Source organism: Sneathiella sp. (assembly GCF_002694385.1).
GTDB lineage: Bacteria > Pseudomonadota > Alphaproteobacteria > Sneathiellales > Sneathiellaceae > Sneathiella.
The window spans coordinates 481135-505598 of sequence record NZ_NZMB01000012.1 but is presented as its reverse complement, the minus strand read 5'-3'; the positions used below and the strand labels follow the sequence as shown (position 1 = coordinate 505598).

The window sequence follows — 24464 nt, the reverse complement described above, 5'->3', positions numbered from 1 at the left end:
CCCGATCCGGCCGGGCAGCCGGATAAAAGAAGGAAAACGCTGTGGACGCTGGAATTTTCGCCATGGGGGCCTTTGCGCTTTTCCCGCTTGCCGTTCTCCTTTTTGGCATTGGTGCGGTGATATGGTTCGCCGTCAAAAGAACCTGGTGGGGAAATGTTTTCGCGACGCGGGGAAACCCCGATACCGCCTCATTCACACGCAGTCTTGCCACTGACGGCGCCGCCGTTTATCAGACCACCCCGGCGCGGACATCCAAAGTCGGCTTTGTGCTGGCCATTATCGGGCTGCTGCTCATGTTTATCCCGATCATCGGGATTATTCCGCTGCTGATCGGGGTTGTGGTGCTCAGTATCGGCTCCCGCCATCGTGCACCCGCGACGATCACGGTGAGTGAAACATCCCTTGGGACCGGCGCGAACAGATGGAATCTCGCGGATATCACCGCACTCAATATTCGCACTGACAGCGACCTCAACACCAGCGACCCCACCCCCTATGCGCGGTGGGAAAACGGGCAGTGGACGATTAACAGCCAATCGACAACGGTGATGTTCTCAAAGGCCTTCAACCGGCGCGCCGTTGAACGCTCTTATGTCATCTCCCTCAAAACCCGGCAGGAGAGCGGGGAGACGGTTCTTGCCGGGGGGTTGACGCCCGCCACCGCCGAGGCGCTGTGTAACGACCTTCTGGAAGAAATCAGCCGCCGGGGAGCCGCCACCGGGGCGTGAGGCAACGCCTGCTGATGTTAATTCGCCTTGTCGGAAACGGACAAAGCTGGCTACAATTGCGCTGTCTCGCCGGACTGTTCGAGAGGGAGAATGCGCATGTGGCCAAACCGCAGATTGCTTGATTTGCTTGAAATTGAATTGCCGATCATCCAGGCGCCCATGGCGGGCGCGGGCGGCTCGGCGCTGGCCACGGCTGTCAGTAAGGCCGGCGGGCTCGGCTCGCTTCCCTGCGCAATGCTGGATGAGGCGCAAATGCGCGCGGAGGCCGGGATCATCCGTCAGCAGACCGCAAACCCCTTCAATATGAATTTCTTCTGCCACACGCCCGTTGCCGCAACAGCGGCGCAGCAGGCGGCCTGGACCGCGCGGCTCGCCCCTTTTTATGACGAAGCCGGGCTCGACAGCCGCGCCGTTGCCCCCGCGCCCCATCGACGGGCGTTCGATGCGGAGATGTGCGCACTTGTCGAGGATATCAAACCGGAGGTCGTCAGCTTTCACTTCGGCCTGCCAGAGCCCGCGCTGCTCGACCGGGTCAGGGCGACCGGCGCGCGCGTCCTGTCGTCTGCAACGACGGTGGCAGAGGCGCGCTGGCTTGCCGAGCGAGGCGTTGATGCCGTCATCGCGCAGGGCTATGAGGCGGGCGGCCATCGCGGCATGTTTCTAAGCAGGGATATAACCGCTCAGCCGGGCGTCATGGCGCTGGTGCCGCAAATCGTCGACGCGGTGGAGGTTCCGGTTATCGCCGCGGGCGGAATTGCCGACGGGCGCGGCATTGCGGCCGCCTTCGCGCTGGGCGCGGCGGGCGTGCAGATCGGAACGGCGTATCTGTTCACGCCGGAAGCGACGATCAGCGACATTCACCGCGCCGCCCTGCATGGCGCCGCGGATGACCAGACTGTGTTGACCAATGTTTTTTCCGGCAAACCCGCCCGCGGGCTGATAAACCGGGTTATCCGGGAAGTCGGACCCATCGCGGCGGAAGCGCCGCCCTTTCCGGCCGCCGGTGCCGCGCTCGCCCCTTTGAAGGCCGCCGCGGAAAAGTCCGGATCGGGCGATTTTTCATCGCTATGGTCGGGACAGGCCGCCGCCCTCGGGCGTGACCTTGAGGCGGGCGATCTTACCCGCGCGCTCGCTTCCGATGCCAGCCAGCGCCTCGGGCTATTGACGGGCGGCCCCGCGCAGGATTGAGAGGCGGAGTGCCGGACGCCTGCCGCCGCCCGTGCCGGAATGGCGCAGAAACCTGCCGCCATTCCCAGCATAAAGGCCTTTACCGGGCGATGCCTTAAAAAGGACGGTCGCCCGCAATTGTCACCCGCTCCATCAGGCGATGCTCGGGAAAGAAGTCGCCAACCGCGTAATGCTGGGTACTGCGATTGTCCCAGAAGGCAATGGACCCAGGGGCCCAGCGGAAACGCACCTGATAATCCGGCACGGAGGCGGTCCGGTAGAGCCGGGTCAGCAATTCCCGGCTTTCTTCCCGGGTTTTACCCGTGATATTCGTTGTGAAGGGATCATTGACATAGATCGCCTTGCGGCCCGAAACCGGATGCGTACGGACGATGGGATGCTCCGATGGCGGGTATTTGGCTTTCAGATCCTTGATCAGCTGCTCGGTGCCCGGCTTGCCATACATGGATTGACGGAACGGTTTCCAGTCATGCATGGCGGTCAGCCCCTCTATTTCCGCCTTGGTTTCCGCGTCCAGCCCCTCATAGGCCGCCTCCATATCCGCCCAGAGGGTATCCCCGCCAACTCTCGGGGACACAATGCACCGCAGGATAGAGCCCAGTGACGGGTCTTTCCGCCAGGTCACGTCGCTGTGCCAATGATCCGCCGTGATCGGCGTTTTCGCCGTGCTTTCGACGACCATGATTTCAGGGTCGATATCCTGCGTCTTGAAGCCTTCCTTATGTTGCGTGAGCGGATGAATTTCAAGTTCGCCAAAGCGGCGGGCGAAGGCAAGGTGTTGTGCCCGTGTAATATTCTGGTCGCGGAAAAACAGCACCTTGTATTTGACAAGCGCATCGGAGAGCTGGTCGATGATTTCCTGATCCAGGGTTTCCCGCAGATCCACCCCGGAAACGACCGCTCCCAGCCTGACGGTCAGCGGTTCATACTGCAATTTACTGGCAACGACGTTCAACAGCACCATATCCCTCTCCTTATTTTTTGAGCGCTTTAATGAATATTGATTAATTGATTGTGATTAATGTGTCAAGCGGATAGTATGTACCTTGGGATCTGCCGGATATGGGCGAAAATTTTCTAGTAATCACGGCGGATTATTGTACCCTGCCGACCGGTCCGGCAGATGAGGGCGCGGATGAGGATTAACAGAAGCATTGACCAATTCAATGACCCACATGAATGACCCGGAAATGATGACGGTCGATTATCCGGATGTCACGGACGGGGAATCTCTTGCGCTTGCGGGAACGAAGCTTCGCATTGTGACAGCGGCGGAACGGCTGTTCGCTTTTCACGGTATAGACGGCGTGACCCTGCAGCAGATCCTGAAAGGCGCAGGCCAGCGCAATTCATCGGCCATGCATTATCATTTCGGCTCACGCGAAGCGCTGATCGAGACCCTGCTTCTCTGGCGGGTCACCAAAATCAATACCCACCGCAACCAGATGATCGATGCCTTGCTGGCCGCCGGTCGCGGCAATGATATCCGCGGTATTGTCGAAACCGCCGTCATCCCCTTCATCCGCCCGATCGAGGAATCGGCACAGCCGAGCTTCTATAACCGCTTCCTGCTGGAAGTGCATCGCAGCCCGACGGTCAGCTTTGATGCCATCATTGCCGGAAAAGCCGATAGCGGGATCCGGCGGATGAATGAGCTGCTGCTGAAACAATTGAACGATATCCCCGCCGAACTCCGCATGGCCAGGATCGCGACGTTAAGATCAATGCTTATCTTCGCCGTCGCCGATATCGAGGCGGTGCGCTCCCGGAAACTGAAGGAAACCGGCGCGTTCAACTTTGATCGCGCGGTTGAAAATCTGATCGACATGGCCAGCGCCGCCTTTATCGCGCCGGTGTCCGCGGAAACCGCGGAACGGCTGACAAACCATCCGCAAGATTAGACGATCCGGAGAAACATCAGAGTTTGCTTGATTTTCCAGTAAATTAGCGTATATATACGCCATTGCCGAAGCGACGCGGAGAAGTGTCGCGTTGCAGTCTTTCGCATGGCGCCAGTTTCGATTGCCAACAAAATCCTTTCGAAACCACCCCCCGAAACAGCAATCAAAAGGGAGCAGTCGACAGTGTCGGCCAACCGCTCTTGTTTGTGTTCGGCGAATTGCGAGATTGACTGCACCCGGTTTAACGAATTGAAAGACAAGTATAAAATGACAAAATTTACGGACTTCGGTCTGAACGCCTCCCTCCTTCGCGCGATCAAAGAAGGCGGTTATGAGGACACAACGCCGATCCAGAAACAGGCCATTCCCGCCGTTCTGAACGGCAAGGATATGATTGCCATTGCCCAGACCGGCACCGGCAAAACCGCTGCCTTTTCTCTTCCCCTGATCCAGAAGCTTCTGGCAGGGGAAGGCAAGCGCACGGCCCGCAGCGCCCGCGCCCTGATCCTCGCCCCAACGCGCGAGCTGGCTCTGCAAATCTCGGAAAATATTTCTGCCTTTTCGAAATATCTCCACCTCAAAACCGCCGAGGTTTACGGCGGCGCCTCCGCCAATCTGCAAATCCGCGCGATGGCGGCCGGTGTTGATATTCTCATTGCGACGCCGGGCCGCCTGCTCGATTTGATGACGCAGAAACATATCATTCTCGACAAGGCCGAGTTTCTTGTGCTCGATGAAGCGGACCGGATGCTCGATATGGGCTTTATCCGCGATATCCAGAAAATTATCGCCCGGCTTCCGTCATCGCGGCAAACCCTGCTGTTTTCCGCCACCATGCCGACATCGGTGGAAAAGCTGGCGAACAGTATCCTGCGGAATCCCCTGCGCATAGAAATCGCCCCGGCGGCAACGACAGCGGAAAAGGTGACGCAGCATGTGCTGATGGTACCCAAGGACCAGAAACGCGCGCTGCTCGCCCATGTGCTGGAAGATAAAAACCTGAGCCGCGTGCTGATCTTCACCCGCACCAAGCATGGCGCCAACAAGGTCGCCCGGCAACTTAACACAATCGGCGTTCCTTCCGATGCCATCCATGGCAACAAATCGCAGAATGCCCGGCAGAAAGCCCTCGAAACCTTCCGTGCGGGCGGTATCCGGGCACTTGTCGCGACCGATATTGCGGCGCGCGGCATTGATGTTGACGGCGTCACCCATGTGATCAATTTCGAACTGCCGAACGAGCCGGAAAGCTACGTTCACCGCATCGGCCGGACCGCCCGCGCCGGCGCCGCGGGTGCCTCGCTCTCCTTCTGCGATCCGGAAGAACGCGCCCTGCTTAAAAGTATCGAAAAAAGCATCCGCCAGCCCGTGCCGGTTTTGGCGGACCACCCCTTCCATCTGGAAGCGATAAACACCCACCCGGCCGAAAAAGCGGACCGTGTGAGAGGAGAAAAAGGGAAAACCGGCGGCGCAGGTGACGGTCGGCGACGGAATGGCAACAAAGCCCGCCGTCCTCATGCCGCGGCAAGCAGCAAACAGGCCGCCAATCCGCAGGCCCGCCCGAACAAGCCCCGCCGCAACAGAAATCGCAACCGCGGAGCGCAGCAAGTCGCCGCGTAACATTCTATCGCACGACCAGACGCAAAAAAGGCCTGAGATTTCTCAGGCCTTTCGTCGTTTATGGGTGCAAGAACCCCCGTCATACGTGACCAACTTGTCGCATGAGGCGCGCACGGCTATTGACGATGCCCTTGATATGATCTATCTATAATGATGAAAATACATCATTCCTTAGTATGAATGTTGAATTATCAACAATCATGTCTGGAGCAGATGGAGGCGGATCAATATGCTGGCAACGAAAGAAATACCAGAGCTTGACAGAGGCGATGTCCTCGGCAAGGCGGCCCGGAATGCCGCTGCCGCACTCGGTTTGACGCGGGCCGAGCTGGGAGAAATTATCGGGCGGGACCGGACGAGCCTCAACAAGGGGATACGTCCCTCTTCCAAATCCGGCCAATTGGCCCTGCTCTTCGTGCGCTGCTATCGCGGGCTTTACGCCCTGCTTGGCGGCGACAGGGCAAACATGTCCCACTGGTTCAGAACCGAGAACAGGCACCTTCGCGGCACGCCAAAGGATCTGGTCAAGAATGTGGAGGGTCTGGTTACCGTCCTGAGGTATCTGGACGGCATGCGTGGAAAAATCTGACTGGGCGGCAGTTGTCGCGCAAGCCCCGCGGGGCGCGCTTTCCGGCACCGTCTGGCGCATTGTCGAAAGTCAGGAAGACATCGCAACGCGCGATCTCGTCGATACACTCCCCGAACAGGCGCTGCTGGAGGAGTTGCTGGAGGAAAGCAAGCCGAACCTGCCGAAGGAGGCGGCGCGGCTCGATTATCTCCTTTCAACGCCTTTCCGGTATCCCCCTTTATTTTGGGGATCCCGCTTCGGCACCGCGCATGAAGCCTCGCTTTACTATGGGGCGATGCACAAGAACACTGTTTTCGCGGAACTCGCTTTTTATCGTTTCATCTTCCGCGCCGGAATGGTTTCTGATTTCCCTCATAAAACCCTTTTGACCAATCACACCCTTTTCTCAGCGAAATACGCCCTGAAGCCGGGGCTCGATCTCCGGGCTGCGCCGTTTGTGGAATATGCCGACATTCTCCGCCACAAAACAAACTACGGCCCAACCCAGAACCTTGGCACGGTCCTGCGCGATGCAGAAATTCAGGGGTTTTACTTTCCGTCGGCAAGATGCCCCGAAAACGGCACAAATATCGCGCTGTTTACCCCTGACGCACTCACGTCACGGCGGCCCGTCGAGCAGCACCAATGTTACTGCGAAACGAGCCCCGAGCATGTCATTATAAGACAGGCATTCGATATATACATCTTCCCCCGCGACCTCTTCCTCGTGGCGGGAGAGCTGCCAACGCCGGCCTGACGGATACCTAATAAAGAAAAAAGCCCAGCCGTTTCCGGCTGAGCTTTTTCAAATTCTGGTGGAGCCAATCGGGATCGAACCGACGACCTCTTGAATGCCATTCAAGCGCTCTCCCAACTGAGCTATGGCCCCATATTGGCGGGAATTTCCGCCGCGGGATCGGAACCTATGCCGAAGCCCGCTCTAATTCAAGTCAAAAATGCAGCGCCGTCAAAATCAGCTTTCATCATCTGATTTCGGGGCGCTGATGACACCGGAAAGATCGTCGTCATCATCATCGTCGTCGGCCAGATCGACCGTATCCGGATCAATCAGATCATCGTCCAGATCGGTATCGAGATCATCGTCCGTATCGTCCTCCAGCTCTTCACTGGATTTTTTCTTGACGGCCGCCGCCTTTTTCGTCGCTTCAGAAGAGGAGACACCGACTGACCGCCGCGGCTTCAGCAAGCGCTCCGGCGTATGTTCTGCCCCGCATGCCGGGCAGGTAATCGGCGTTTTCTTCATATCGTAAAAAGGCTTGCCGCAAACACCGCATCGATGCTTCTCGCCCCATTCCGGTTTTGCCATGGTCACCTCACTTTCTAGCAGGCGCCATGCCTGTCGAAATGGCGCCTCGACTCACCTTAGAAGGGGGTGAATTGCCAGAATAACGGGTCGCTGTCAAAAGTTTCTTTCATTTGGTTGCAGCTTTATGTGACATCGGGGGAAAAGCTTGCTACAACCCCGGATCAGCAGTTTCCATTTTCTTTGAATACCGGCAGCAAATCCGGCTCTGTACNCATGACCCCTGATTCACATTCCGTTGTTCCGGCCGCNGTTCCGNCCGCTGNTCCNGCCCCCGTTCAGGTGACGGCCCGCTCNTCCGGNCCGCTNNGNGGCGTGGCAACGGTTCCCGGCGATAAATCCATCTCTCATCGCGCCCTGATTTTCGGNGGCACCGCCATCGGGACAACGCATATTTCCGGCCTGCTGGAGGGGGAGGATGTGCTNTGNACCGCCGCCGCCATGCGCCAGCTCGGCGCAAATGTNGAANGGGNCAGCGACGGCAAATGGCGCNTCACCGGCAACGGCGTNGGCGCCCTGGCCGAGCCGGACGGTATTCTCGANATGGGCAATTCGGGCACCGCNGCGCGNCTTCTGATGGGCNTGGTGGCGAGCGCGCCCTTCACGACATTCTTNATGGGCGATGCCAGCCTGCACAAGCGGCCGATGGGCCGNGTGCGCCTGCCGCTGGAGGAAATGGGCGCGAAAATCANCAGCCGCTCCGGCGGNCGCTTNCCGCTNGCCNTCANCGGCNNNGCNCTNATGCCGNTTGACTANNAACTTCCCGTCGCCTCGGCGCAGGTNAAATCGGCCATCCTGCTNGCGGCNCTTGANACNCCCGGCCTCACNCGNGTGCGGGAGCCGAAAGCCGACCCGCGATCANACGGAAAACATGCTGCGCCATTTCGGNGCNGANATTTCCNTCCAGGAGGAANNGGACGGCGGCCGCCTCATCGAATATATGGGNCAGCAGGAACTCACCGCCGCCGANATCANCGTNCCNGGNGATCCCTCCTCCGCCGCCTTTATCGCCGTNGCCGCCNNCATNCTGCCNGGCTCCGANGTGACAATCACCAATGTCGGGCTCAATCCGCTGCGCGATGGGCTGTTCACCACCCTGATCGAGATGGGNGCGGATATCGACATNATGAATTTGCGCGAGGAAGCGGGCGANAAAGTTGCGGATCTGCGTATCCGNGCCCGCCAGCTNCACGGGATCGAAGTGCCGCCCGAACGCGCNCCGTCCATGATNGATGAATTTCCGGTGCTGTTCGTTGCCGCCTCTTTNGCAAAGGGGCGCACCGTCATGCGCGGGCTGCATGAATTGCGTGTNAAGGAATCNGANCGCCTGTCGGCCATGGCGGCGGGNCTCAAATCCTGCGGCGTCACATTCGAAGAGCTGGANGACGGCCTGATCATCGACGGGGATGGCAATGCTCCGGCGGGGGGCGGGTTCATCGAAACCCATCTTGATCATCGCATCGCCATGTCTTTCCTNGTNATGGGGCTNGCAACAAAGAANCCGGTCACGGTNGATGATGGNCGGGTGATGGAGACAAGTTTNCCCGGCTTTATCGAGCTGCTCACCTCCCTTGGCGCGNNAATGACGCGTGNCTCGGCCAAATGATCATTGCNGTNGATGGCCCCGTTGCCGCCGGGAAGGGGACTCTGGCCCGGCGAATCGCGGCGCATTACGGCCTTGCCTATCTCGATACCGGGGCGCTGTACCGGGCNGTTGGGCTGAAACTTCGNCGCGAAGGGCTTGACCCNGCCAATTCCGACGCCGCCGTCCAGGCCGCGCANGATGTCGGGGAGATTGCCCTTGATGATCCGGCCCTCNGGGAGGAAGCAACGGGAGAGGCCGCNTCNATCGTCGCGGCGAATACAAAGGTGCGCGCCGCGCTGCTTCAGTATCAGCGGGACTTCGCNAAACGNCCGGNCGGCGCGGTTCTCGACGGNCGGGACATTGGCACGGTGGTCTGCCCCGATGCCGATGTGAAGCTGTTTGTCACCGCCAGCGNCGANATCCGGGCGCGNCGCCGCTATGATGAACTTGCCGCAAAAAATNTCCCCNCAACATATGAAGATGTTCTGGCCGATCTGATCGCGCGGGACGCCCGCGACAGCGGCCGGGGCGCNGCNCCGCTTAAAAAAGCCGATGATGCCCACTTGCTAGATACCTCGAAATTGGATATAGAAGCGGCATTCAGTGCGGCCTGCCATATAATTGACACGGCCTGACTTTATATTAAGGAGTTACGGTTCCGACCACGCCGGAACAGATATCAACAACGCTTCTCTCGCGTGCGTATCCAGATTTGGGGAAGCAAGTGGCCATGGATCCGCCGGATGACCGGTTTGGCCTGATAGCAGGATCGTTAAGGAAATCAAATATGACAGACACATCACTTGCCGACGAAGGCATGCCCGCCATTGAGGATTTTGCCGCCCTTCTCGATGAATCCTATGGCGCCAGCGACAGCCTTGAAGGCACCGTCATCAAAGGGACGGTTATCAGCATCGAAAACGACCTCGCCATCATCGACGTTGGCCTCAAATCCGAAGGTCGGGTTCCGCTGAAGGAATTTGCAAGCCCCGGTCAGGACGCCGACCTTAAAGCCGGCGACACCGTCGAGGTTTTTCTGGAAAGAATTGAAAACGCCGCTGGCGAGGCTGTCCTCTCCCGCGATAAGGCCCGCCGCGAAGAAGCCTGGGAAAAGCTGGAAGTCGCCTTCGACAAGAACGAACGCGTCGATGGCATCATCTTCGGCCGCGTCAAGGGTGGCTTTACCGTTGATCTTTCCGGCGCCGTCGCCTTCCTGCCCGGCAGCCAGGTGGACGTTCGCCCGGTCCGCGACATCGGCCCGCTGCGCGGTATTCCGCAGCCCTTCCAGATCCTGAAAATGGATCGCCGCCGTGGCAACATTGTTGTATCCCGCCGCGCCGTTCTGGAAGAAAGCCGCGCCGAAGCCCGCTCCGAGCTGATCGGCACGCTGGAAGAAGGCCAGACGCTGGAAGGCGTCGTCAAGAACATCACCGATTACGGCGCGTTCGTCGATCTCGGCGGTGTGGACGGCCTGCTGCATGTGACCGACATTGCCTGGCGCCGCGTGAACCATCCGTCCGAAGCGCTCAGCATCGGCGAGACGGTCAAGGTTCAGGTGATCCGCCTCAACAAGGATACCCAGCGCATCAGCCTCGGCATGAAGCAGCTTGAGGAAGATCCATGGGAAGCGCTCGAAGCGAAGTACCCGGTCGGCGCCAAATTCACGGGCCGCGTCACCAACATCACCGACTACGGCGCGTTTGTCGAGCTGGAAGCCGGTGTCGAAGGTCTTGTCCATGTCTCCGAAATGAGCTGGACGAAGAAGAATGTACATCCGGGCAAGATCGTCTCCACCTCGCAGGAAGTGGAAGTCATGGTTCTGGAAGTCGATCAGGCTCGCCGCCGCATCAGCCTCGGCCTGAAGCAGTGCATGGACAATCCGTGGGACAGCTTCGCCCAGACAACTCCGGTTGGCTCCACCATTGAAGGCACCGTCAAGAACATCACCGAATTCGGTCTGTTCGTCGGTCTTGAAAATGACGTGGACGGCATGGTTCACATGTCCGATATCGACTGGAGCACGCCGGGCGAACAGGCCATTCAGGACTACAAGAAAGGCGATGTCGTCAAGGCCAAGGTTCTCGATATCGACGTTGAAAAGGAACGCGTTTCCCTCGGCATCAAGCAGCTCGGTGAAGATCCCTTCGCCGGTGCCGCCGAACTGAAGAAGGGCGCCGTTGTCACCTGTACGGTCTCCAAGATTCAGGATGCCGGTCTTGACGTTGAAATCAGCGATGGCGTGGTCGGATTTATTCGCAAGAATGACCTGAGCCGCGACCGCGCTGAACAGCGCCCCGACCGGTTTGCCGTTGGCGACAAGATTGATGCCAAGATCACGGCCATCGACAACAAGACCCGCAAGGTCACCCTGTCGATCGAGGCCCGCGAGGTTGAGGAAGAGAAGGAAGCCGTCGCGCAGTATGGCTCCTCCGACGCCGGCGCCTCTCTTGGCGATATCCTGGGCGCTGCCATGCGCAAGGCGGCCGACGACAACGCCGGCTCCGAATAACAGGATATTCGCATATGAAGATCGCAACCGCCCATCCGTTCCTGCGAAAGGCCGAAGATGTCCGCCGGTAGCGATCATGATACCGTCAGGCGCCGTCTCAAGCGGCGCCTGACTTTTTGGCGCATTGTCGCCCTGCTGCTGCTGATCGGCATCGGCGTCTGGATTTTTACCGACTGGCAGTCGGATACGCCAAGGGATCACATCGCCCGTCTCGATGTGACGGAAATCATTGTTGAAAATGACCGCCGCCACAATGCGCTCGATCACATCCTGCACGATCCATCCGCCAAGGCGCTGATTGTCTATATCAACAGCCCCGGCGGCTCCACCTACGGCAGCGAACGTCTGTACAAGGCGCTGCGCCGCGTGAGCGAGGAAAAGCCGGTCGTCGCCGTGATCGGAACGGTTGGCGCCTCCGGCGGTTATCTGACCGCGCTGGCGGGAGATCGCATTTTCGCGGGCGAATCCTCCATCGTCGGCTCCATTGGCGTGATTGTGCAGCTGACCGAAATTTCCGAGTTGATGAAAAAAGTTGGCGTCAGCGCAACGGCCATCACCTCCGGTGAACTGAAAGGCGAACCGTCTCCCTTCAAGCCGATCTCCGAAGCGGGCAGGGAAAATCTTCAGGCGATGGTGAGCGCGACATATGACTGGTTCCTCGGCCTTGTCACAGACCGCCGCCCGATTGCGGAGGAAGACGCGCGCAAGCTGGCCGACGGACGCATCATGATCGGCCTGATCGCGGTGGAAAACGGCCTGATTGACGAGATCGGGGGGCTTGAGGAAGCGAAACGCTGGCTGGAATCGGAACGGGATGTCCCGGCGGGATTGCCGCTTCGGACCGTCGATTACAGCGAGCCAAAACCCCTGATTGCCCGGCTTTTCAGTGAAATGATGGGGAAAAGCGTTTTACCAGAAAGGCTTACACTTGACGGACTGCTTTCCCTTTGGCAACCTGAATAAATATCAGAAAATTCCGGACGAAACGGCATAGGCATTACTGACGGGGGAGAGTCAAATGATAAAGTCTGAGCTCATAACAATCATCGCGGAAAACAATCCCCATCTTTATCAACGGGATGTGGAGCGGATCGTCACCACGATTTTTGACGAGATATCGGATGCCCTGGCGCGCGGCGACCGGGTCGAACTGCGCGGCTTCGGGGCCTTTTCCACCAAAGAACGCGCCGCCCGTGTCGGCCGCAATCCGCGTACCGGAGAGGCCGTTCAGGTGGACAAGAAATATGTCCCCTATTTCAAATGCGGCAAGGAGCTCCGGGACAGGCTGAACGGCAACGGCTGACCGGCTTTACCGGCAGCCCTCAATTTGTTAAATCTGGTTGCGATCCTTATCCGAACCGGAAGGCTGGCATGCTGAAATTCATTTCCCTGATCCTGTTTTTGATCATTGCTCTTGTCGTCGCTATGCTCAGCATCGCGAACCGGGAAACCGTTACCTTCTCGCTTGATCCGCTTCCCTTCGTGTTTGACCTGCCGCTTTATATTCTGCTGCTGGCCGCCGGATTTCTCGGTCTGCTGATCGGCGCGCTGTCGGGCTGGCTGCGCCGGACCTCCGCCCGGATGGAAAGCCGCAGCCTGCATCGCAAGCTTGACGAGATGACCGCCAGGAATGAAAAACTCGGCACGGAGCTGGAGCAGGAACGGGCCAAAGGCCCGGCCCCGGCCGCACCGCCGCCATCCACGCCCGCGCGGCAGCTTGAACATCACGCCGCGTCCTGATCCGGCGATGCGGATTATTGAAAATGCGGAAATTACCGCCGCTTTACAATATCCCGCCCTGATTGAGGCGCTACGCCGTATGTTTCAGTCGGGCTGTACCCAGCCGCTGCGCCATCATCACGCGCTGGAGCCGCAGAACGACAAGGGCGGCACGTTACTGATCATGCCCGCCTGGCAGGCGGATGGCTATCTCGGCCTTAAAACCGTGACCGTCATGCCGGAAAATGGCGCAAGGGGCCTCCCGTCCGTTCAGGGGACCTATCAGCTATTTGATGCACGGACAGGCAGCGCCCTTGCCCTCATGGATGCAGGAGAGCTGACAACCCGCAGAACAGCGGCGGCCTCGGCCCTCGCCGCAGGCTACCTGTCCCGCAAAAACGCCACAAAAATGCTGATGGTCGGCGCGGGCGCAATGGCGCCCTGTCTGATCCGTGCCCATGCCAGCGTCCGGGATTTTTCCGATATCACCATCTGGAACCACCGGCCGGAACGCGCCGCGAACCTTGCGGCATTGCTGGCGAAGGAAGGGTTTCCGACTCGCGCCGTCACCGATCTTGAGGCCGCCACGCGCGCAAGTGACCTTATCAGCTGCGCGACGCTTTCAACCGAACCTCTCATTCAGGGGGACTGGCTGCAAGACGGCGCGCATCTCGATCTCGTCGGCGCCTTCACCCCGGCCATGCGCGAAAGCGATGATACGGCCGTCCAGCGCACCAGCCTTTTTGTCGATACCCGGGAGGGCGGCCTTAAGGAAGCGGGCGATATCGTGCAGCCGCTGGCCGTCGGACTGATCCGCGAAAGCGATCTCCGCGCCGATCTTTTCGATCTTTGCCAGGGCGCCCATCCGGGCCGCGCCTCAGAAGCCGAAATCACCCTCTTCAAATCAACGGGCGCCGCGCTCGAAGATCTGGCCGCCGCCATTCTCGCCTTTGAGTCAGGCAGCGGCAAATAACCGCAAAAATGCGGCAGGAAAGCGTCTCTATCGCTTTTCATTTTGGCAAAAGCCTCTATTATCGCGGCAGATTTCGCCTATATCTATGCGGATGAGGGTCCGGACATGAGACAACCGCCGAAAAATGCCATTTTCACCGCCATCGACACGACCGATCTGGCGGCGGCGATGGCGCTCGGCCAGACGCTTGCCGCCATTTCCGGCGGGCTGAAACTCGGTAAGGAGTTTTTCACCGCCCATGGACCGGAAGGCGTCATGGCCGTCGCGGGCGCGGAAACGCCGCTGTTCCTCGATCTTAAATTTCATGACATCCCGAACACGGTCGCAGGCGGCGTGCGCGCCGCCGCCCGGCGGATGAATCCGTCCATGATGACCATCCATGCGAGCGGCGGGCCCGCCATGATCCGCGCCGCCGCAGAGGCCGCGGCGGAGTTTGGCGATCACCGCCCCCTGATCCTCGCGGTTACTGTCCTCACCAGCATGGATGATGCGGACCTCACCGCCATTGGCGTAACGGATACCGCAGAGGCACAGGTTCTGCGTCTGGCCGAACTTGCGCAACAAAATGGCGCCGATGGCGTTATTTGCAGTCCGCGCGAAATTGCCGCGCTGCGCCGCGCCTGCGGGCCAGACTTCAAGCTGGTGGTTCCGGGCATTCGCCCGGCCGGGAGTGATATCGGCGACCAGAAGCGCGTGAAAACCCCGGTCGAAGCAATCCGGGACGGGGCCAGCTATCTCGTGGTCGGTCGACCGATTACCGCAGCGGATGATCCGGCCGCCGCCGCCCGCGCCATTGTCCGGGACATTGCCGCCTGAATGGCCGTCCTTGCCAAAATATGCGGGCTGAATGACGCCGCCTCCCTTGATGCCGCCCTGCGCCATGGCGCTGCCTTTGTCGGCTTTGTCTTCTATCCGCCCTCCCCGCGCAGCATCCGCCCCGAGCAGGCCGCGGAACTGGCCGCCGGAGCCACGGGAACCGCGCAGAAAGTCGGACTTTTCGTCGATCCGGACGATACCGACATTATAGAGGTGCTGGAAAAAATGACCCTCGACTGGATCCAGCTTCATGGCAGTGAAAGCCCGGAGCGGGTTAAAGACATCAAAACCCGCTTCGGCCTTCCGGTCATCAAGGCGGTGAAAATTGACAGCGCCGCCTCCCTCAAGGCCATTCCGTCCTATGACGGCATTGCGGATATGTTGCTGTTTGATGCAAAAGAGCCTAAAAACACGGAAAATGCCTTGCCGGGCGGGAATGGGCTTGCCTTCGATTGGGAATTGCTGGCCGGGATCAGGATTTCAACACCCTGGATGCTGGCGGGCGGTCTGAATGCCGGAAATATTGCTGACGCCATCCGCATTTCGAAGGCGAGGATTGTCGATACCTCCTCCGGCGTGGAATTTGAACCGGGACGCAAGGATCCCGCCGCGATTGAGGCTTTTCTGAAAGCCGTCGCAAAAATTGAAACAGAAGAATGATGTTTGAGGCATAAAAAGGCATGTCAAATTTGAACAGCTATCGCACCGGGCCGGATGAAACGGGCCATTTCGGCATTTTCGGCGGGCAGTTTGTCGCCGAAACGCTGATGCCGCTCATCCTTGAGCTGGACGCCGCCTATGAAGCCTCCAAAAAAGACCCGGAATTTGCAAAGGAGCTTTCCGGCCTGCTGAAGCATTATGTCGGCCGCGAATCCCCGCTTTATTTTGCCGAGCGGCTGACGGAACATTATGGCGGGGCGAAGATTTACCTCAAACGCGAGGACCTCAACCATACCGGCGCGCACAAGATCAACAACTGCATGGGGCAGATCCTGCTCGCCCGCCGCATGGGCAAAACCCGCATCATTGCGGAAACCGGCGCGGGGCAGCATGGCGTCGCCACCGCCACCGTCGCCGCGCGCTTCGGTCTCAAATGCGCAATTTATATGGGCGAGACGGATATCGAACGGCAGAAACCCAATGTCTTCCGCATGAAGCTGCTGGGGGCGGAGGTTATCCCCGTCAAATCCGGCGCGCGCACGTTGAAAGACGCCATGAATGAAGCGCTGCGCGACTGGGTGACGAATGTCGCCGATACCTTCTATATCATCGGTACGGTGGCCGGGCCGCACCCCTATCCGCAGCTTGTCCGTGATTTTCAATGCATCATCGGCGAGGAAACCCGCCGCCAGATGAGGGAAGCCGAAGGCCGCCTGCCCGATACGCTGCTTGCCTGTATCGGCGGCGGATCAAACGCCATGGGGCTATTCCATCCCTTCCTTGATGAAGAAAGCGTCGAGATTATCGGCGTGGAGGCCGCGGGTCACGGGATCGACACGGATAAGCACGCCGCGTCGCTGAAAGGCGGGCGGCCGGGCGTGCTGCATGGTAATCGCACCTATCTGCTTCAGGATGACGATGGGCAGATTCTGGAGGCTCATTCCATCTCCGCCGGGTTGGATTATCCCGGCATCGGGCCGGAGCATTCCTGGCTCAATGATGTCGGGCGGGTCAAATATGTGAATGCCACGGATCAGGAGGCATTGGACGCATTTCAGCTTTGCTGCCGCCTTGAAGGGATCATTCCGGCGCTGGAATCCTCCCACGCGCTTGCCCATCTTGAAAAAATCGCGCCGGACCTGCCGAAAGACCACATTATCGTCGTCAATCTTTCCGGGCGGGGCGATAAGGATATTTTCACCGTTGCCAGCGCATTGGGGGTTGATCTGTGAGCGAAACACGTATTGACCGCCGCTTCCGTGCGCTGAAAGCCGAAGGCCGCGCCGCCTTTGTCACCTATGTCATGGCGGGCGATCCCGACCTTGAAAGTGCCCTCGAAATTGTCAAGGGACTGCCGGCGGCGGGCGCGGATATCATTGAAGTCGGCCTTCCCTTCACCGATCCAATGGCCGATGGTCCGGCGATCCAGCAGGCGGGCCTGCGGGCCCTTGCGAGTGGGACAACCCTTCGCAAAACGCTTGATCTTATTGCGGAATTTCGCAAAACAGACGATGAAACACCGATTGTCCTGATGGGTTATTACAACCCGATTTATTCCTATGGCGTGGATCGCTTCCTCAAAGATGCCCGCGCCGCCGGAATTGACGGGATGATTGTTGTCGACCTGCCGAGCGAGGAGGACAGCGAGCTATGCCTGCCCGCCCGCGCCGCCGGGTTCAACTTCATCCGCCTGGCGACCCCGACGACAAACGACAGACGCCTTCCCAAGGTTCTCGCCAATTCTTCGGGCTTCCTTTATTATGTTTCCATCGCCGGAACGACGGGAGCGGCCGCCCCAAAGCCCGCCGATGTCGCCACCGCCCTTCAGCGCATCCGCAAGGCGACGGACTTGCCGATTGCCGTCGGCTTTGGCATCCGGACAGGGGCGCAGGCCGCGGAGATTGCCAAAATTGCCGATGGCGCCGTTGTCGGCACGGCGCTGGTGGAACAGGTCGCCCTTGGCAGCGACAATAAAGATGCGGTAAAACGGGTGCTTGATCTGGCGCGGGAGATTTCCGCGGGCATCCGGAGTGTAAAAAAGACGTAACAGGACGCGATTATGAACTGGTTGACGAACAAGGTCCTGCCGAAATTCCGGCAATTGACGACGAAACAGGAAACGCCCGACAATCTCTGGGTCAAATGCCCGGATTGCGGCCAGATGATTTTCCATAGCGACCTTGTGGCCAATCAGAATGTCTGCACCCATTGCGACTATCATATGCGCGTCTCGCCGAAGGAACGTTTTGATGCGCTGTTCGATGACGGCAAATATGACCAGATCGAACTTCCGGAAGTGCCGCTTGACCCGCTGAAATTCCGCGATTCCAAGCGCTATACGGACCGTCTGAAAGAAGCCCGCCACAAGACGGGCGATAAAGACGCCATGAAAGTCGCCCATGGTAAGCTGAAGGGCAATGCCGCCGTCATCGCGGTGCAGAATTTCGATTTCATGGGGGGATCGCTCGGCCTCGCTGTGGGGGAGGCCATCGTCGCGGCCTCCAAGCTCGCCATCCTGCAAAAAGCGCCGCTTATCCTGTTTTCCGCGGCAGGCGGCGCCCGGATGCAGGAGGGTATTCTCTCCCTCATGCAGATGCCACGGACAACCGTTGCCGTGCAACGCCTTAAGGAACATCGCCTGCCCTTCATCGTTGTCCTGACCGATCCGACGACCGGCGGCGTCACGGCGTCCTACGCCATGCTGGGTGATATCCAGATTGCCGAACCGGGCGCGCTTATTTGTTTTGCGGGGCCGCGGGTGATTGAGGAAACGATCCGCGAAACCCTGCCCGAAGGCTTTCAGCGGGCGGAATTCCTGCTCGATCACGGGATGCTGGACATGGTTGTCCATCGCCGGGAGATGCGCGATACTCTTGCCCGGCTGGTCGATCTGCTCGCCAGCACGCTGAAACTGCCGCCCGCAACAACAAAGGGAAATGGCAAAAAGGCAGCGACGGAAAAAGTCTCCGACATAAAGGGCGGATCCGCCCAGCCTGCATCCGGGGACAGCAAATAGAGACCTTTCCCGCATGACGGAAAATGAGAGCGACCGCATCCTCACGCGGATGATGTCGCTGCATCCGAAGATTATTGATCTGACGCTGGACCGGATGATGCCGCTACTGGCAAAGCTGGATCATCCGCATCTTCGCCTGCCGCCCGTTATCCATGTGGCGGGCACAAATGGCAAGGGCTCGTTGCTTGCCTATCTCCGGGCGATGCTGGAGGCGGCCGGCTACCGCGTGCATGTCTACACTTCCCCCCATCTCGTCCGCTTTGCCGAGCGGATCCGCCTCGCCGGTAACATTATTGCGGAGGAGGAGCTCAGCCGGTTCTTGGCCGAGTGTGAAACGGCCAATGGCGACACGCCCATCACCTATTTCGAAATCACCACCATCGCCGCCTTCAAGGCCTTCGCCGAGACAAAGGGCGATATCCTGCTGCTGGAAACCGGGCTTGGCGGACGCTTTGATGCCACCAATGTGGTGGCACGCCCCGCCCTCACGGCCATCACGCCCATTTCCCAGGATCATGCGGATTTTCTCGGCACCGATCTTGCCGGTATCGCCGGGGAAAAAGCCGGTATCATAAAGAAAAATGTACCGGTCGTGATTGGTCCGCAAGTCTCTATTGCCCGTGAGGTACTGGAAAAAACGGCAGGAACGCTGGCCTCCCCCACATATATATATGGCCGGGACTGGTTCGCGGACCCCATGGAGGAGGGCTGGCGCTACCGCAATGAGGGCGGCGTTCGGACCTTTCCCCTGCCCGCCCTTAACGGGCGTCACCAGATTGCCAATGCCGGGACGGCCATCGCCTGCCTCGATCGGTTAAAAGGGTTTACCGTCTCTGATGCTGCCATTGCCGAAGGGCTTCGACGGGTCGAGTGGCCGGGCCGGATGCAACGCCTGACGCGCGGGCCCCTGATGAACAGCCTGCCCGATCATGTGGAAGTCTGGCTCGATGGCGGCCATAATCCCGCCGCCGCAGCGGAAATCGCCGCCAGCTTCGATGAGTGGAACCAAAAAGACAGAAAGCCCACCTTTATGGTGGCCGGGATGCTGAAAACGAAGGATCAGACATCCTTTTTCAGAAATCTTTCCCCCGTGATCGCGCGGGGATGCTGCATCGCCATTCCCGGCGAAGCGAACGCCACCTCGGCAGAGGAGCTGGCCACGCTTGCCCGCACGGGCGGGATCGACGCGGCGGCAATGCCTTCCCTCATGGCGGCGATGACGGCGCTGCAAGATGATCTGAGGCGCGCGCCCTGCCGCCTGCTGATCACCGGCAGCCTTTATCTCGCCGGGCAGGTCTTGCGGGAAAACGGTTAGCCCGCCCCGTCCGGGGCAAGGCGATATCCGCCAGGCTCCGTAATCAGGATCGTCGCCGCAGAGGGTTCCTTCTCAATCTTCTGGCGCAGGCGATAGATATGGGTTTCCAGCGTATGGGTCGTGACCCCGGCGTTATAGCCCCACACCTCATTCAGCAGGATATCCCGCGTCACCACCTTGTTTCCGGCGCGATAGAGATATTTAAGGATGGAGGTTTCCTTCTCCGTCAGCCGCACTTTCTGGTTTGTCTCCTTGTGCAGCATCAGCTTGGACGCCGGGCGGAAGCTATAGGGCCCGATGGTGAAAACGGCGTCCTCGCTCTGCTCATGCTGGCGGAGGTGGGATCGCAATCGCGCCAGCAGAACGCCAATACGGAACGGCTTGGCCACATAATCATTGGCGCCCGCCTCAAGGCCGAGAATCTGGTCAGCATCGCTGTCCTGCGCCGTCAGCATGATGACCGGCGTCCGGTTACCGCCCTTGCGGATCAGCTTGCAGGCTTCCCGCCCGTCCATATCCGGCAGGCCCACATCCAGCAGGATCAGGTCAAAATGGGCGTCCTTGATGCTGGCCATCGCCTCGGCCGCCGTGCCCGCCTGGCTGATGTCAAATTCCTGATGCAGATCCAGCTGCTCTGCCAGCGTCTCCCGCAGGGCGGCATCATCATCCACCAGAAGTATTTTCTTGGCCCCCGTCATCGGCTTCCTTCCCGTTATGAACTTACAGGGCTTTTCACCCGTTCTGTTAAAAAATTGGTAGCATGACGGGATATTCAAGGGCAATAACGCCTTGGAACAATGCTTTTTCACAGTTACGTGATGGGAAATTCATAAATCCCGCAGCATAGCCCCTGTCACAACAAGCCGGAAAATCCGGCCTGCAACAGATATTGTTATAACTTAACATTTGCGGCGAGCGGCTCCGTCCTGCTAATACTCTCTCACCAACTCACCAATTCTTCCATTGGCACCGGGTTCAGGCACAATGACCAGGAATAAAAACGACGAAACAGATCTTGGACGGCTGCGCGCGGTTGACCGCGCGCTTGCGGATTTACGCCGGGGCTTGAGCCTCATTGTCCGGGGAGACAAGGAGGCCGCGCTCATTCTCGCGACTGAAATGGCCTATGATCCCGAGCTGTCCGCCCTTGGCGCCCGCAGCGGGGAGACCCCCGTCCTCGTGCTGACGGCCCATCGCGCCAATGTGCTGCATATCCTGCCGACCGGCGATGACGCTGTGTCTATCCGCATAGATGACTGGATGGATGCGCCGATGATGCGCGGGCTTGCCGATGCGGTCTATGATCTGGACCAGCCGCTGCGCGGCCCTTTTACGCGGCTCAAGGGTCCCCTGCCGCCCAGTTATTCCGCCGCCGTCAAGCTCGCCAAGCTTTCGCGCCTGCTGCCGTCCGTCCTGGCGGCCCCGCTCGATCTGCAACAGGTGGCGGGACTGGCCGAAGATCATGGTCTGATCGTTATTGATATCGAGGATATCCTGTCCTTTGAGGAAACGGCGGCCCTTCGGCTTAAAAAAGTCGCCTCGGCCAAAGTCCCGCTTCAGGCCTCCGAGAATACAACCTTTCATGCCTTCCGCCCGCAGGATGGCGGGATCGAGCATCTGGCGATTGTTGTTGGCGACCCTGATCGCCGCTCGCCTGTGCTTGCCCGCCTGCATTCGGAATGTTTCACCGGCGATCTTCTCGGCTCCCTCAAATGCGACTGCGGGGAGCAGCTTCGCGGCGCGCTTAAAGCGCTCGGGGATGAAGGCGGCGGCGTTCTCCTCTATCTGGCGCAGGAAGGCCGCGGCATCGGGCTGATCAACAAGCTGCGCGCCTACAAGCTGCAGGAACAGGGATTTGATACCATTGACGCCAATGAACGGCTCGGCTTTGATGCGGATGAACGGATTTTTCACCCGGCGGCGGAGATGCTGAAACAACTTGGCATCACCAAGATCCGCCTCATGACCAACAATCCGGAAAAGGTCGAGGGGCTGGAACGGCAGGGCATCGAGGTGACGGAGCGCGTCGCGCATAAATTCCCGTCCAACACCCATAACGAGCTGTATCTGCTTACCAAGAAAAAGCGAAGTGGGCATTATTTGTAAGGCGACGCGCGCGGGACGGCAGTTTTTGCCGCCCCTTCTCTCTATCGGTTCTGCCCGTCCCGGAAAATCGGCAATCTGGCTGGCATCCTCCTTGCATAGACAGGCGGGAGGAGAGTGATATGTATACAGATGCCATAACCCATGACCCCTATGCCTATCTCGGCCGTGCGCTGATGGGCGATTCCTTTGCGCGCTATGTGCCGGAAGAATCCGGGGCCGCGAAGGGGGAGACGGTGGCCGGTAAAGACGGCTTTGGCGAAGATGGGTTCGGATTTGCCGACTTCCTCGATATCATTAATCCGCTGCAACATATTCCCGGTCTTTCAACCCTGTACCGGGAACTCACCGGGGATGAGATCAGCCCCGGATCGCGCATGATCGGCGGCACTCTTTACGGCGGCGCGATCGGCTTTGCCGCCTCGCTTGTCAACTCCGCCATTGAAGAGGCCACCGGCCTCGATGTCGGGGAACATGTTGTCGCCTTCTTTTCCGGAGAGGACGAAACCGCGCCGGAGGGCGAAAGCGACGTGTTGATCGCCGATACGCCTGCGACAAATGCCCCTGTTGAGAATACGGTCGTCGCCCTGCCTGCCGACATGACCGGAAACTCCCTTGCCGGTGGCGCCGTGACGCCTGCCCTGATGTCGACAGCGGATGGGACCACCCCTTCCCTGATTGCCCCTTTTGCCCCTCCCGCATCTCTGAAAGCGCCCGAAAGGGCGATGCCCCCGGCGACCGCAGGCCTTGCAGCAACGGAAGCCGCCGCCCATGATATGCCAGGCGGGCTTGAATGGCGGGGGCAGAAGCCGCTTATCCTGCAACAGGTTGAACAGGCCAAAACGCCGGAATTGACGGAAGAGCAGCTTCATGCGGTCTTCCAGAGTTTCCGCGCCCAGCCGCCCGCCGCGCCCGGTAGTCCGGCAATCAGCGCCGAAGCCGCGAGCGCCGCCTATCAGCAGCGCAGCAACGCCATGAACCGCGTGGTTCCGGCGGAGTTCATCGCCGACACGGATGCAGGCGGTGTTTCGCCATAATCGCCCGCATGGATGACTTTTCATCATCTTGCGGATAGACTGCGCCCATGGATATGCATGTAACCGCCACTGACGGCACGCGCGGCAGGCTCCGCTTTGGCGAGCTTGCCTTTGACTGCGCCCTTGGCAAATCCGGCATCACCCTGCAAAAGCGGGAGGGCGACGGCGCCACCCCGGCCGGTCGCTTTCCGCTGCGTGGGCTGCATTTCCGGGCGGACAAGATGTCTCCGCCCGCAACCTCCCTGGTCTCCCGCCCTATTGAGCCGGAGGATGGCTGGTGCGATGATCCGGGGAGCGAGGCCTATAACCGTCCTGTCCGCCTGCCGTTTGCGGCGCGTCATGAAACCCTGTGGCGGGGAGATGATCTCTATGACCTTGTTGTCGTGCTCGGCCATAATGACGATCCGCCCGTGAAAGGCGCGGGAAGCTGCATTTTCATGCATGTGGCGCGCCCTGATTATGGCCCGACGGAAGGCTGCGTTGCCCTTAAAAAGGCGGATCTTCTCGCCCTCCTGGCCGCGCTTGAGGCAGACAGCGCCCTGCATATCCATGCCGGATAAGCGCGCCATGCCCCCGCCGGGCAGTGCCCTTGCCAAATATTCCTTCTTCCGCGGCGGCGACGCATCCGACGAAGCCTGTTCTGACAGCCGCCGGGGTCAGCCCTCCCGCAGGCCGAACAGCGCCGTTCCGACACGCACGGATGTGGCCCCGAACTGCACCGCCGTTTCGAAATCGGCGCTCATCCCCATGCTGAGGCGGGAAAGGCCATTGCGCTCCGCGATCCGCGCCAGCAGGGCGAAATGTGGTGCGGGCTGTTCCTCCACCGGCGGGATGCACATCAACCCCACGACATTCAGGCCAAATTCTTCCCGGCACTGCCGGATAAAGGCATCCGCTTCTTCGGGGAAAATACCGGCTTTCTGCGGCTCCTTTCCCGTATTGATCTGAATATAGACCGGCAGAATGCGCCCCGCCGCCTGCATTTCCGTGGCCAGAGCGCGGGCAATTTTCACTCGGTCGACCGTCTCGATCACGTCGAACAGAGCAACGGCCTCTTTCGCCTTGTTGCTTTGCAGGGGGCCGATCAGATGCAGCTCGATCCCTTGATATCGTTCGCGAAAGGCGGGCCATTTGCCCGCGGCCTCCTGCACCCGGTTTTCGCCGAACAGCCGGTGACCGTTTTCCAGCGCCGCCGCCACCAGCTCATCCGGCTGGCGCTTGCTGACCGCGATCAGATCAATTCCCGGCGCGCCTCGCCCCCATTTAGCCGCCGCTTTTGCAATGCGGGCGTTGATTTCTGAAAAATTGGCGGCGATTTCTTTTCTGATGCTGGTGGCGTCGGCGGCCATGTGACGGACCTTTCGCTAATGTGAAAACTCTGCAGTATCCTGCATTAAAAGAG

The 24464-nt window shown here is 59.6% G+C and carries 25 protein-coding genes, 1 tRNA gene and 1 pseudogene; 22 read left to right on the top strand and 5 right to left on the bottom strand.

The window, feature by feature from the left end; all coding sequences use genetic code 11:
* The first annotated feature begins 41 nt into the window (after positions 1-41).
* Both CMN55_RS09095 and CMN55_RS09090 read left to right on the top strand, forming a co-directional pair.
* Positions 42-728 (top strand): hypothetical protein, encoded by a 687-nt coding sequence (locus CMN55_RS09095; protein WP_293949473.1) that lies wholly within the window; start codon positions 42-44, stop codon positions 726-728.
* 96 nt (positions 729-824) lie between these two features.
* Positions 825-1916, top strand: coding sequence for an NAD(P)H-dependent flavin oxidoreductase (locus CMN55_RS09090; RefSeq protein WP_293949472.1), 1092 nt, complete (start codon positions 825-827; stop codon positions 1914-1916).
* A gap of 94 nt (positions 1917-2010) precedes the next feature.
* Here CMN55_RS09090 and CMN55_RS09085 read toward each other — a convergent pair whose 3' ends face one another.
* Positions 2011-2880 (bottom strand): TauD/TfdA dioxygenase family protein, encoded by an 870-nt coding sequence (locus CMN55_RS09085; protein WP_293949471.1) that lies wholly within the window; start codon positions 2878-2880, stop codon positions 2011-2013.
* A gap of 190 nt (positions 2881-3070) precedes the next feature.
* Between CMN55_RS09085 and CMN55_RS09080 the strand changes: the two genes are divergently transcribed.
* From CMN55_RS09080 to CMN55_RS09065, 4 genes are all read left to right on the top strand, one after another.
* Positions 3071-3817 (top strand): TetR/AcrR family transcriptional regulator, encoded by a 747-nt coding sequence (locus CMN55_RS09080; protein WP_293949470.1) that lies wholly within the window; start codon positions 3071-3073, stop codon positions 3815-3817.
* Positions 3818-4084: 267 nt separating this feature from the next.
* Positions 4085-5437 carry a DEAD/DEAH box helicase gene (locus tag CMN55_RS09075; RefSeq protein ID WP_293949469.1) on the top strand — a complete coding sequence of 451 codons (1353 nt, stop codon included), beginning with the start codon at positions 4085-4087 and terminating at the stop codon, positions 5435-5437.
* A gap of 229 nt (positions 5438-5666) precedes the next feature.
* Positions 5667-6026 (top strand): MbcA/ParS/Xre antitoxin family protein, encoded by a 360-nt coding sequence (locus CMN55_RS09070; protein WP_293949468.1) that lies wholly within the window; start codon positions 5667-5669, stop codon positions 6024-6026.
* Positions 6013-6762, top strand: coding sequence for an RES family NAD+ phosphorylase (locus CMN55_RS09065; protein ID WP_293949467.1), 750 nt, complete (start codon positions 6013-6015; stop codon positions 6760-6762). The genes CMN55_RS09070 and CMN55_RS09065 overlap by 14 nt, the downstream gene beginning before the upstream one ends.
* 56 nt (positions 6763-6818) lie before the next feature.
* Here CMN55_RS09065 and CMN55_RS09060 read toward each other — a convergent pair.
* Both CMN55_RS09060 and CMN55_RS09055 read right to left on the bottom strand, forming a co-directional pair.
* Positions 6819-6894: transfer RNA gene (locus CMN55_RS09060), tRNA-Ala, on the bottom strand.
* 84 nt (positions 6895-6978) lie between these two features.
* The gene (locus CMN55_RS09055) at positions 6979-7332 is read right to left on the bottom strand and encodes an FYDLN acid domain-containing protein (RefSeq protein WP_293949466.1); all 354 of its coding nucleotides are present in this window, start codon (positions 7330-7332) and stop codon (positions 6979-6981) included.
* A gap of 213 nt (positions 7333-7545) precedes the next feature.
* On the opposite strand from CMN55_RS09055, the pseudogene aroA reads away from it, so the two are divergent.
* The 13 genes and pseudogenes from aroA to CMN55_RS08990 all read left to right on the top strand — a co-directional run bounded on the left by aroA (position 7546) and on the right by CMN55_RS08990 (position 19922).
* Positions 7546-8935 (top strand): annotated as a pseudogene (gene aroA, locus CMN55_RS09050) (3-phosphoshikimate 1-carboxyvinyltransferase).
* The gene (locus CMN55_RS09045; protein WP_293949465.1) at positions 8932-9549 is read left to right on the top strand and encodes a (d)CMP kinase; all 618 of its coding nucleotides are present in this window, start codon (positions 8932-8934) and stop codon (positions 9547-9549) included. The pseudogene aroA and the gene CMN55_RS09045 overlap by 4 nt, the downstream one beginning before the upstream one ends.
* Positions 9550-9701: 152 nt before the next feature.
* Positions 9702-11423, top strand: a complete 1722-nt coding sequence (rpsA, locus tag CMN55_RS09040; RefSeq protein ID WP_293949464.1) for a 30S ribosomal protein S1 — start codon at positions 9702-9704, stop codon at positions 11421-11423.
* Positions 11424-11480: 57 nt separating this feature from the next.
* A complete protein-coding gene (gene sppA, locus CMN55_RS09035; protein WP_293949463.1) occupies positions 11481-12386 on the top strand; it encodes a signal peptide peptidase SppA in 906 nt (301 codons plus the stop codon).
* Between the two features lie 55 nt (positions 12387-12441).
* Positions 12442-12726, top strand: a complete 285-nt coding sequence (ihfB, locus tag CMN55_RS09030) for an integration host factor subunit beta (protein ID WP_293949462.1) — start codon at positions 12442-12444, stop codon at positions 12724-12726.
* A 68-nt stretch (positions 12727-12794) separates the two neighbouring features.
* Positions 12795-13163, top strand: a complete 369-nt coding sequence (locus CMN55_RS09025; protein WP_293949461.1) for a lipopolysaccharide assembly protein LapA domain-containing protein — start codon at positions 12795-12797, stop codon at positions 13161-13163.
* Between the two features lie 7 nt (positions 13164-13170).
* The gene (lhpI, locus tag CMN55_RS09020) at positions 13171-14115 is read left to right on the top strand and encodes a bifunctional Delta(1)-pyrroline-2-carboxylate/Delta(1)-piperideine-2-carboxylate reductase (protein WP_293949460.1); all 945 of its coding nucleotides are present in this window, start codon (positions 13171-13173) and stop codon (positions 14113-14115) included.
* A 105-nt stretch (positions 14116-14220) separates the two neighbouring features.
* Positions 14221-14931 (top strand): orotidine-5'-phosphate decarboxylase, encoded by a 711-nt coding sequence (pyrF, locus tag CMN55_RS09015; protein WP_293949459.1) that lies wholly within the window; start codon positions 14221-14223, stop codon positions 14929-14931.
* Entirely contained in the window at positions 14932-15591 is a 660-nt protein-coding gene (locus tag CMN55_RS09010; protein WP_293949458.1) for a phosphoribosylanthranilate isomerase, read from the top strand. It abuts the gene before it with no gap.
* Between the two features lie 20 nt (positions 15592-15611).
* On the top strand, positions 15612-16823 hold the full coding sequence (gene trpB, locus CMN55_RS09005; protein ID WP_293949457.1) for a tryptophan synthase subunit beta: 1212 nt from the start codon (positions 15612-15614) through the stop codon (positions 16821-16823).
* Positions 16820-17638: a tryptophan synthase subunit alpha gene (trpA, locus tag CMN55_RS09000; protein ID WP_293949456.1), complete on the top strand. Its 819-nt coding sequence runs from the start codon at positions 16820-16822 to the stop codon at positions 17636-17638. Before trpB ends, trpA begins: the two co-directional genes overlap by 4 nt.
* Before the next feature lie 12 nt (positions 17639-17650).
* The gene (gene accD / locus CMN55_RS08995; protein ID WP_293949455.1) at positions 17651-18607 is read left to right on the top strand and encodes an acetyl-CoA carboxylase, carboxyltransferase subunit beta; all 957 of its coding nucleotides are present in this window, start codon (positions 17651-17653) and stop codon (positions 18605-18607) included.
* 13 nt (positions 18608-18620) lie between these two features.
* On the top strand, positions 18621-19922 hold the full coding sequence (locus CMN55_RS08990; protein WP_293949454.1) for a bifunctional folylpolyglutamate synthase/dihydrofolate synthase: 1302 nt from the start codon (positions 18621-18623) through the stop codon (positions 19920-19922).
* Here the strand turns inward: CMN55_RS08990 and CMN55_RS08985 are convergent.
* Positions 19919-20620 carry a response regulator transcription factor gene (locus tag CMN55_RS08985; RefSeq protein ID WP_293949453.1) on the bottom strand — a complete coding sequence of 234 codons (702 nt, stop codon included), beginning with the start codon at positions 20618-20620 and terminating at the stop codon, positions 19919-19921. The two genes, CMN55_RS08990 and CMN55_RS08985, sit on opposite strands and share 4 nt — an antisense overlap.
* A 286-nt stretch (positions 20621-20906) precedes the next feature.
* Here CMN55_RS08985 and ribA point away from each other — a divergent pair, with 286 nt between their 5' ends.
* From ribA to CMN55_RS08970, 3 genes are all read left to right on the top strand, one after another.
* Positions 20907-22028 (top strand): GTP cyclohydrolase II, encoded by a 1122-nt coding sequence (gene ribA, locus CMN55_RS08980; protein WP_293949452.1) that lies wholly within the window; start codon positions 20907-20909, stop codon positions 22026-22028.
* 119 nt (positions 22029-22147) lie between these two features.
* Positions 22148-23062, top strand: coding sequence for a hypothetical protein (locus CMN55_RS08975; RefSeq protein WP_293949451.1), 915 nt, complete (start codon positions 22148-22150; stop codon positions 23060-23062).
* 47 nt (positions 23063-23109) lie between these two features.
* Entirely contained in the window at positions 23110-23622 is a 513-nt protein-coding gene (locus CMN55_RS08970) for a L,D-transpeptidase family protein (protein WP_293949450.1), read from the top strand.
* A gap of 96 nt (positions 23623-23718) precedes the next feature.
* On the opposite strand, the gene CMN55_RS08965 is transcribed toward CMN55_RS08970, so the two are convergent.
* The gene (locus tag CMN55_RS08965; RefSeq protein WP_293949449.1) at positions 23719-24411 is read right to left on the bottom strand and encodes a YggS family pyridoxal phosphate-dependent enzyme; all 693 of its coding nucleotides are present in this window, start codon (positions 24409-24411) and stop codon (positions 23719-23721) included.
* Positions 24412-24464: the final 53 nt, after the last annotated feature.

Coding starts and splice junctions, on each gene's coding strand:
- lhpI (WP_293949460.1), top strand. CDS start 13,171: ATGCGGATTATTGAAAATGCGGAAATTACCGCCGCTTTACAATATCCC.
- rpsA (WP_293949464.1), top strand. CDS start 9,702: ATGACAGACACATCACTTGCCGACGAAGGCATGCCCGCCATTGAGGAT.
- CMN55_RS08975 (WP_293949451.1), top strand. CDS start 22,148: ATGTATACAGATGCCATAACCCATGACCCCTATGCCTATCTCGGCCGT.
- CMN55_RS08985 (WP_293949453.1), bottom strand. CDS start 20,620: ATGACGGGGGCCAAGAAAATACTTCTGGTGGATGATGATGCCGCCCTG.
- CMN55_RS09090 (WP_293949472.1), top strand. CDS start 825: ATGTGGCCAAACCGCAGATTGCTTGATTTGCTTGAAATTGAATTGCCG.
- ribA (WP_293949452.1), top strand. CDS start 20,907: ATGACCAGGAATAAAAACGACGAAACAGATCTTGGACGGCTGCGCGCG.
- CMN55_RS08965 (WP_293949449.1), bottom strand. CDS start 24,411: ATGGCCGCCGACGCCACCAGCATCAGAAAAGAAATCGCCGCCAATTTT.
- trpB (WP_293949457.1), top strand. CDS start 15,612: ATGTCAAATTTGAACAGCTATCGCACCGGGCCGGATGAAACGGGCCAT.
- sppA (WP_293949463.1), top strand. CDS start 11,481: ATGTCCGCCGGTAGCGATCATGATACCGTCAGGCGCCGTCTCAAGCGG.
- CMN55_RS09075 (WP_293949469.1), top strand. CDS start 4,085: ATGACAAAATTTACGGACTTCGGTCTGAACGCCTCCCTCCTTCGCGCG.
- CMN55_RS09055 (WP_293949466.1), bottom strand. CDS start 7,332: ATGGCAAAACCGGAATGGGGCGAGAAGCATCGATGCGGTGTTTGCGGC.
- CMN55_RS09010 (WP_293949458.1), top strand. CDS start 14,932: ATGGCCGTCCTTGCCAAAATATGCGGGCTGAATGACGCCGCCTCCCTT.
- CMN55_RS09070 (WP_293949468.1), top strand. CDS start 5,667: ATGCTGGCAACGAAAGAAATACCAGAGCTTGACAGAGGCGATGTCCTC.
- CMN55_RS08970 (WP_293949450.1), top strand. CDS start 23,110: ATGGATATGCATGTAACCGCCACTGACGGCACGCGCGGCAGGCTCCGC.
- CMN55_RS09025 (WP_293949461.1), top strand. CDS start 12,795: ATGCTGAAATTCATTTCCCTGATCCTGTTTTTGATCATTGCTCTTGTC.
- ihfB (WP_293949462.1), top strand. CDS start 12,442: ATGATAAAGTCTGAGCTCATAACAATCATCGCGGAAAACAATCCCCAT.
- accD (WP_293949455.1), top strand. CDS start 17,651: ATGAACTGGTTGACGAACAAGGTCCTGCCGAAATTCCGGCAATTGACG.
- pyrF (WP_293949459.1), top strand. CDS start 14,221: ATGAGACAACCGCCGAAAAATGCCATTTTCACCGCCATCGACACGACC.
- CMN55_RS08990 (WP_293949454.1), top strand. CDS start 18,621: ATGACGGAAAATGAGAGCGACCGCATCCTCACGCGGATGATGTCGCTG.
- CMN55_RS09085 (WP_293949471.1), bottom strand. CDS start 2,880: ATGGTGCTGTTGAACGTCGTTGCCAGTAAATTGCAGTATGAACCGCTG.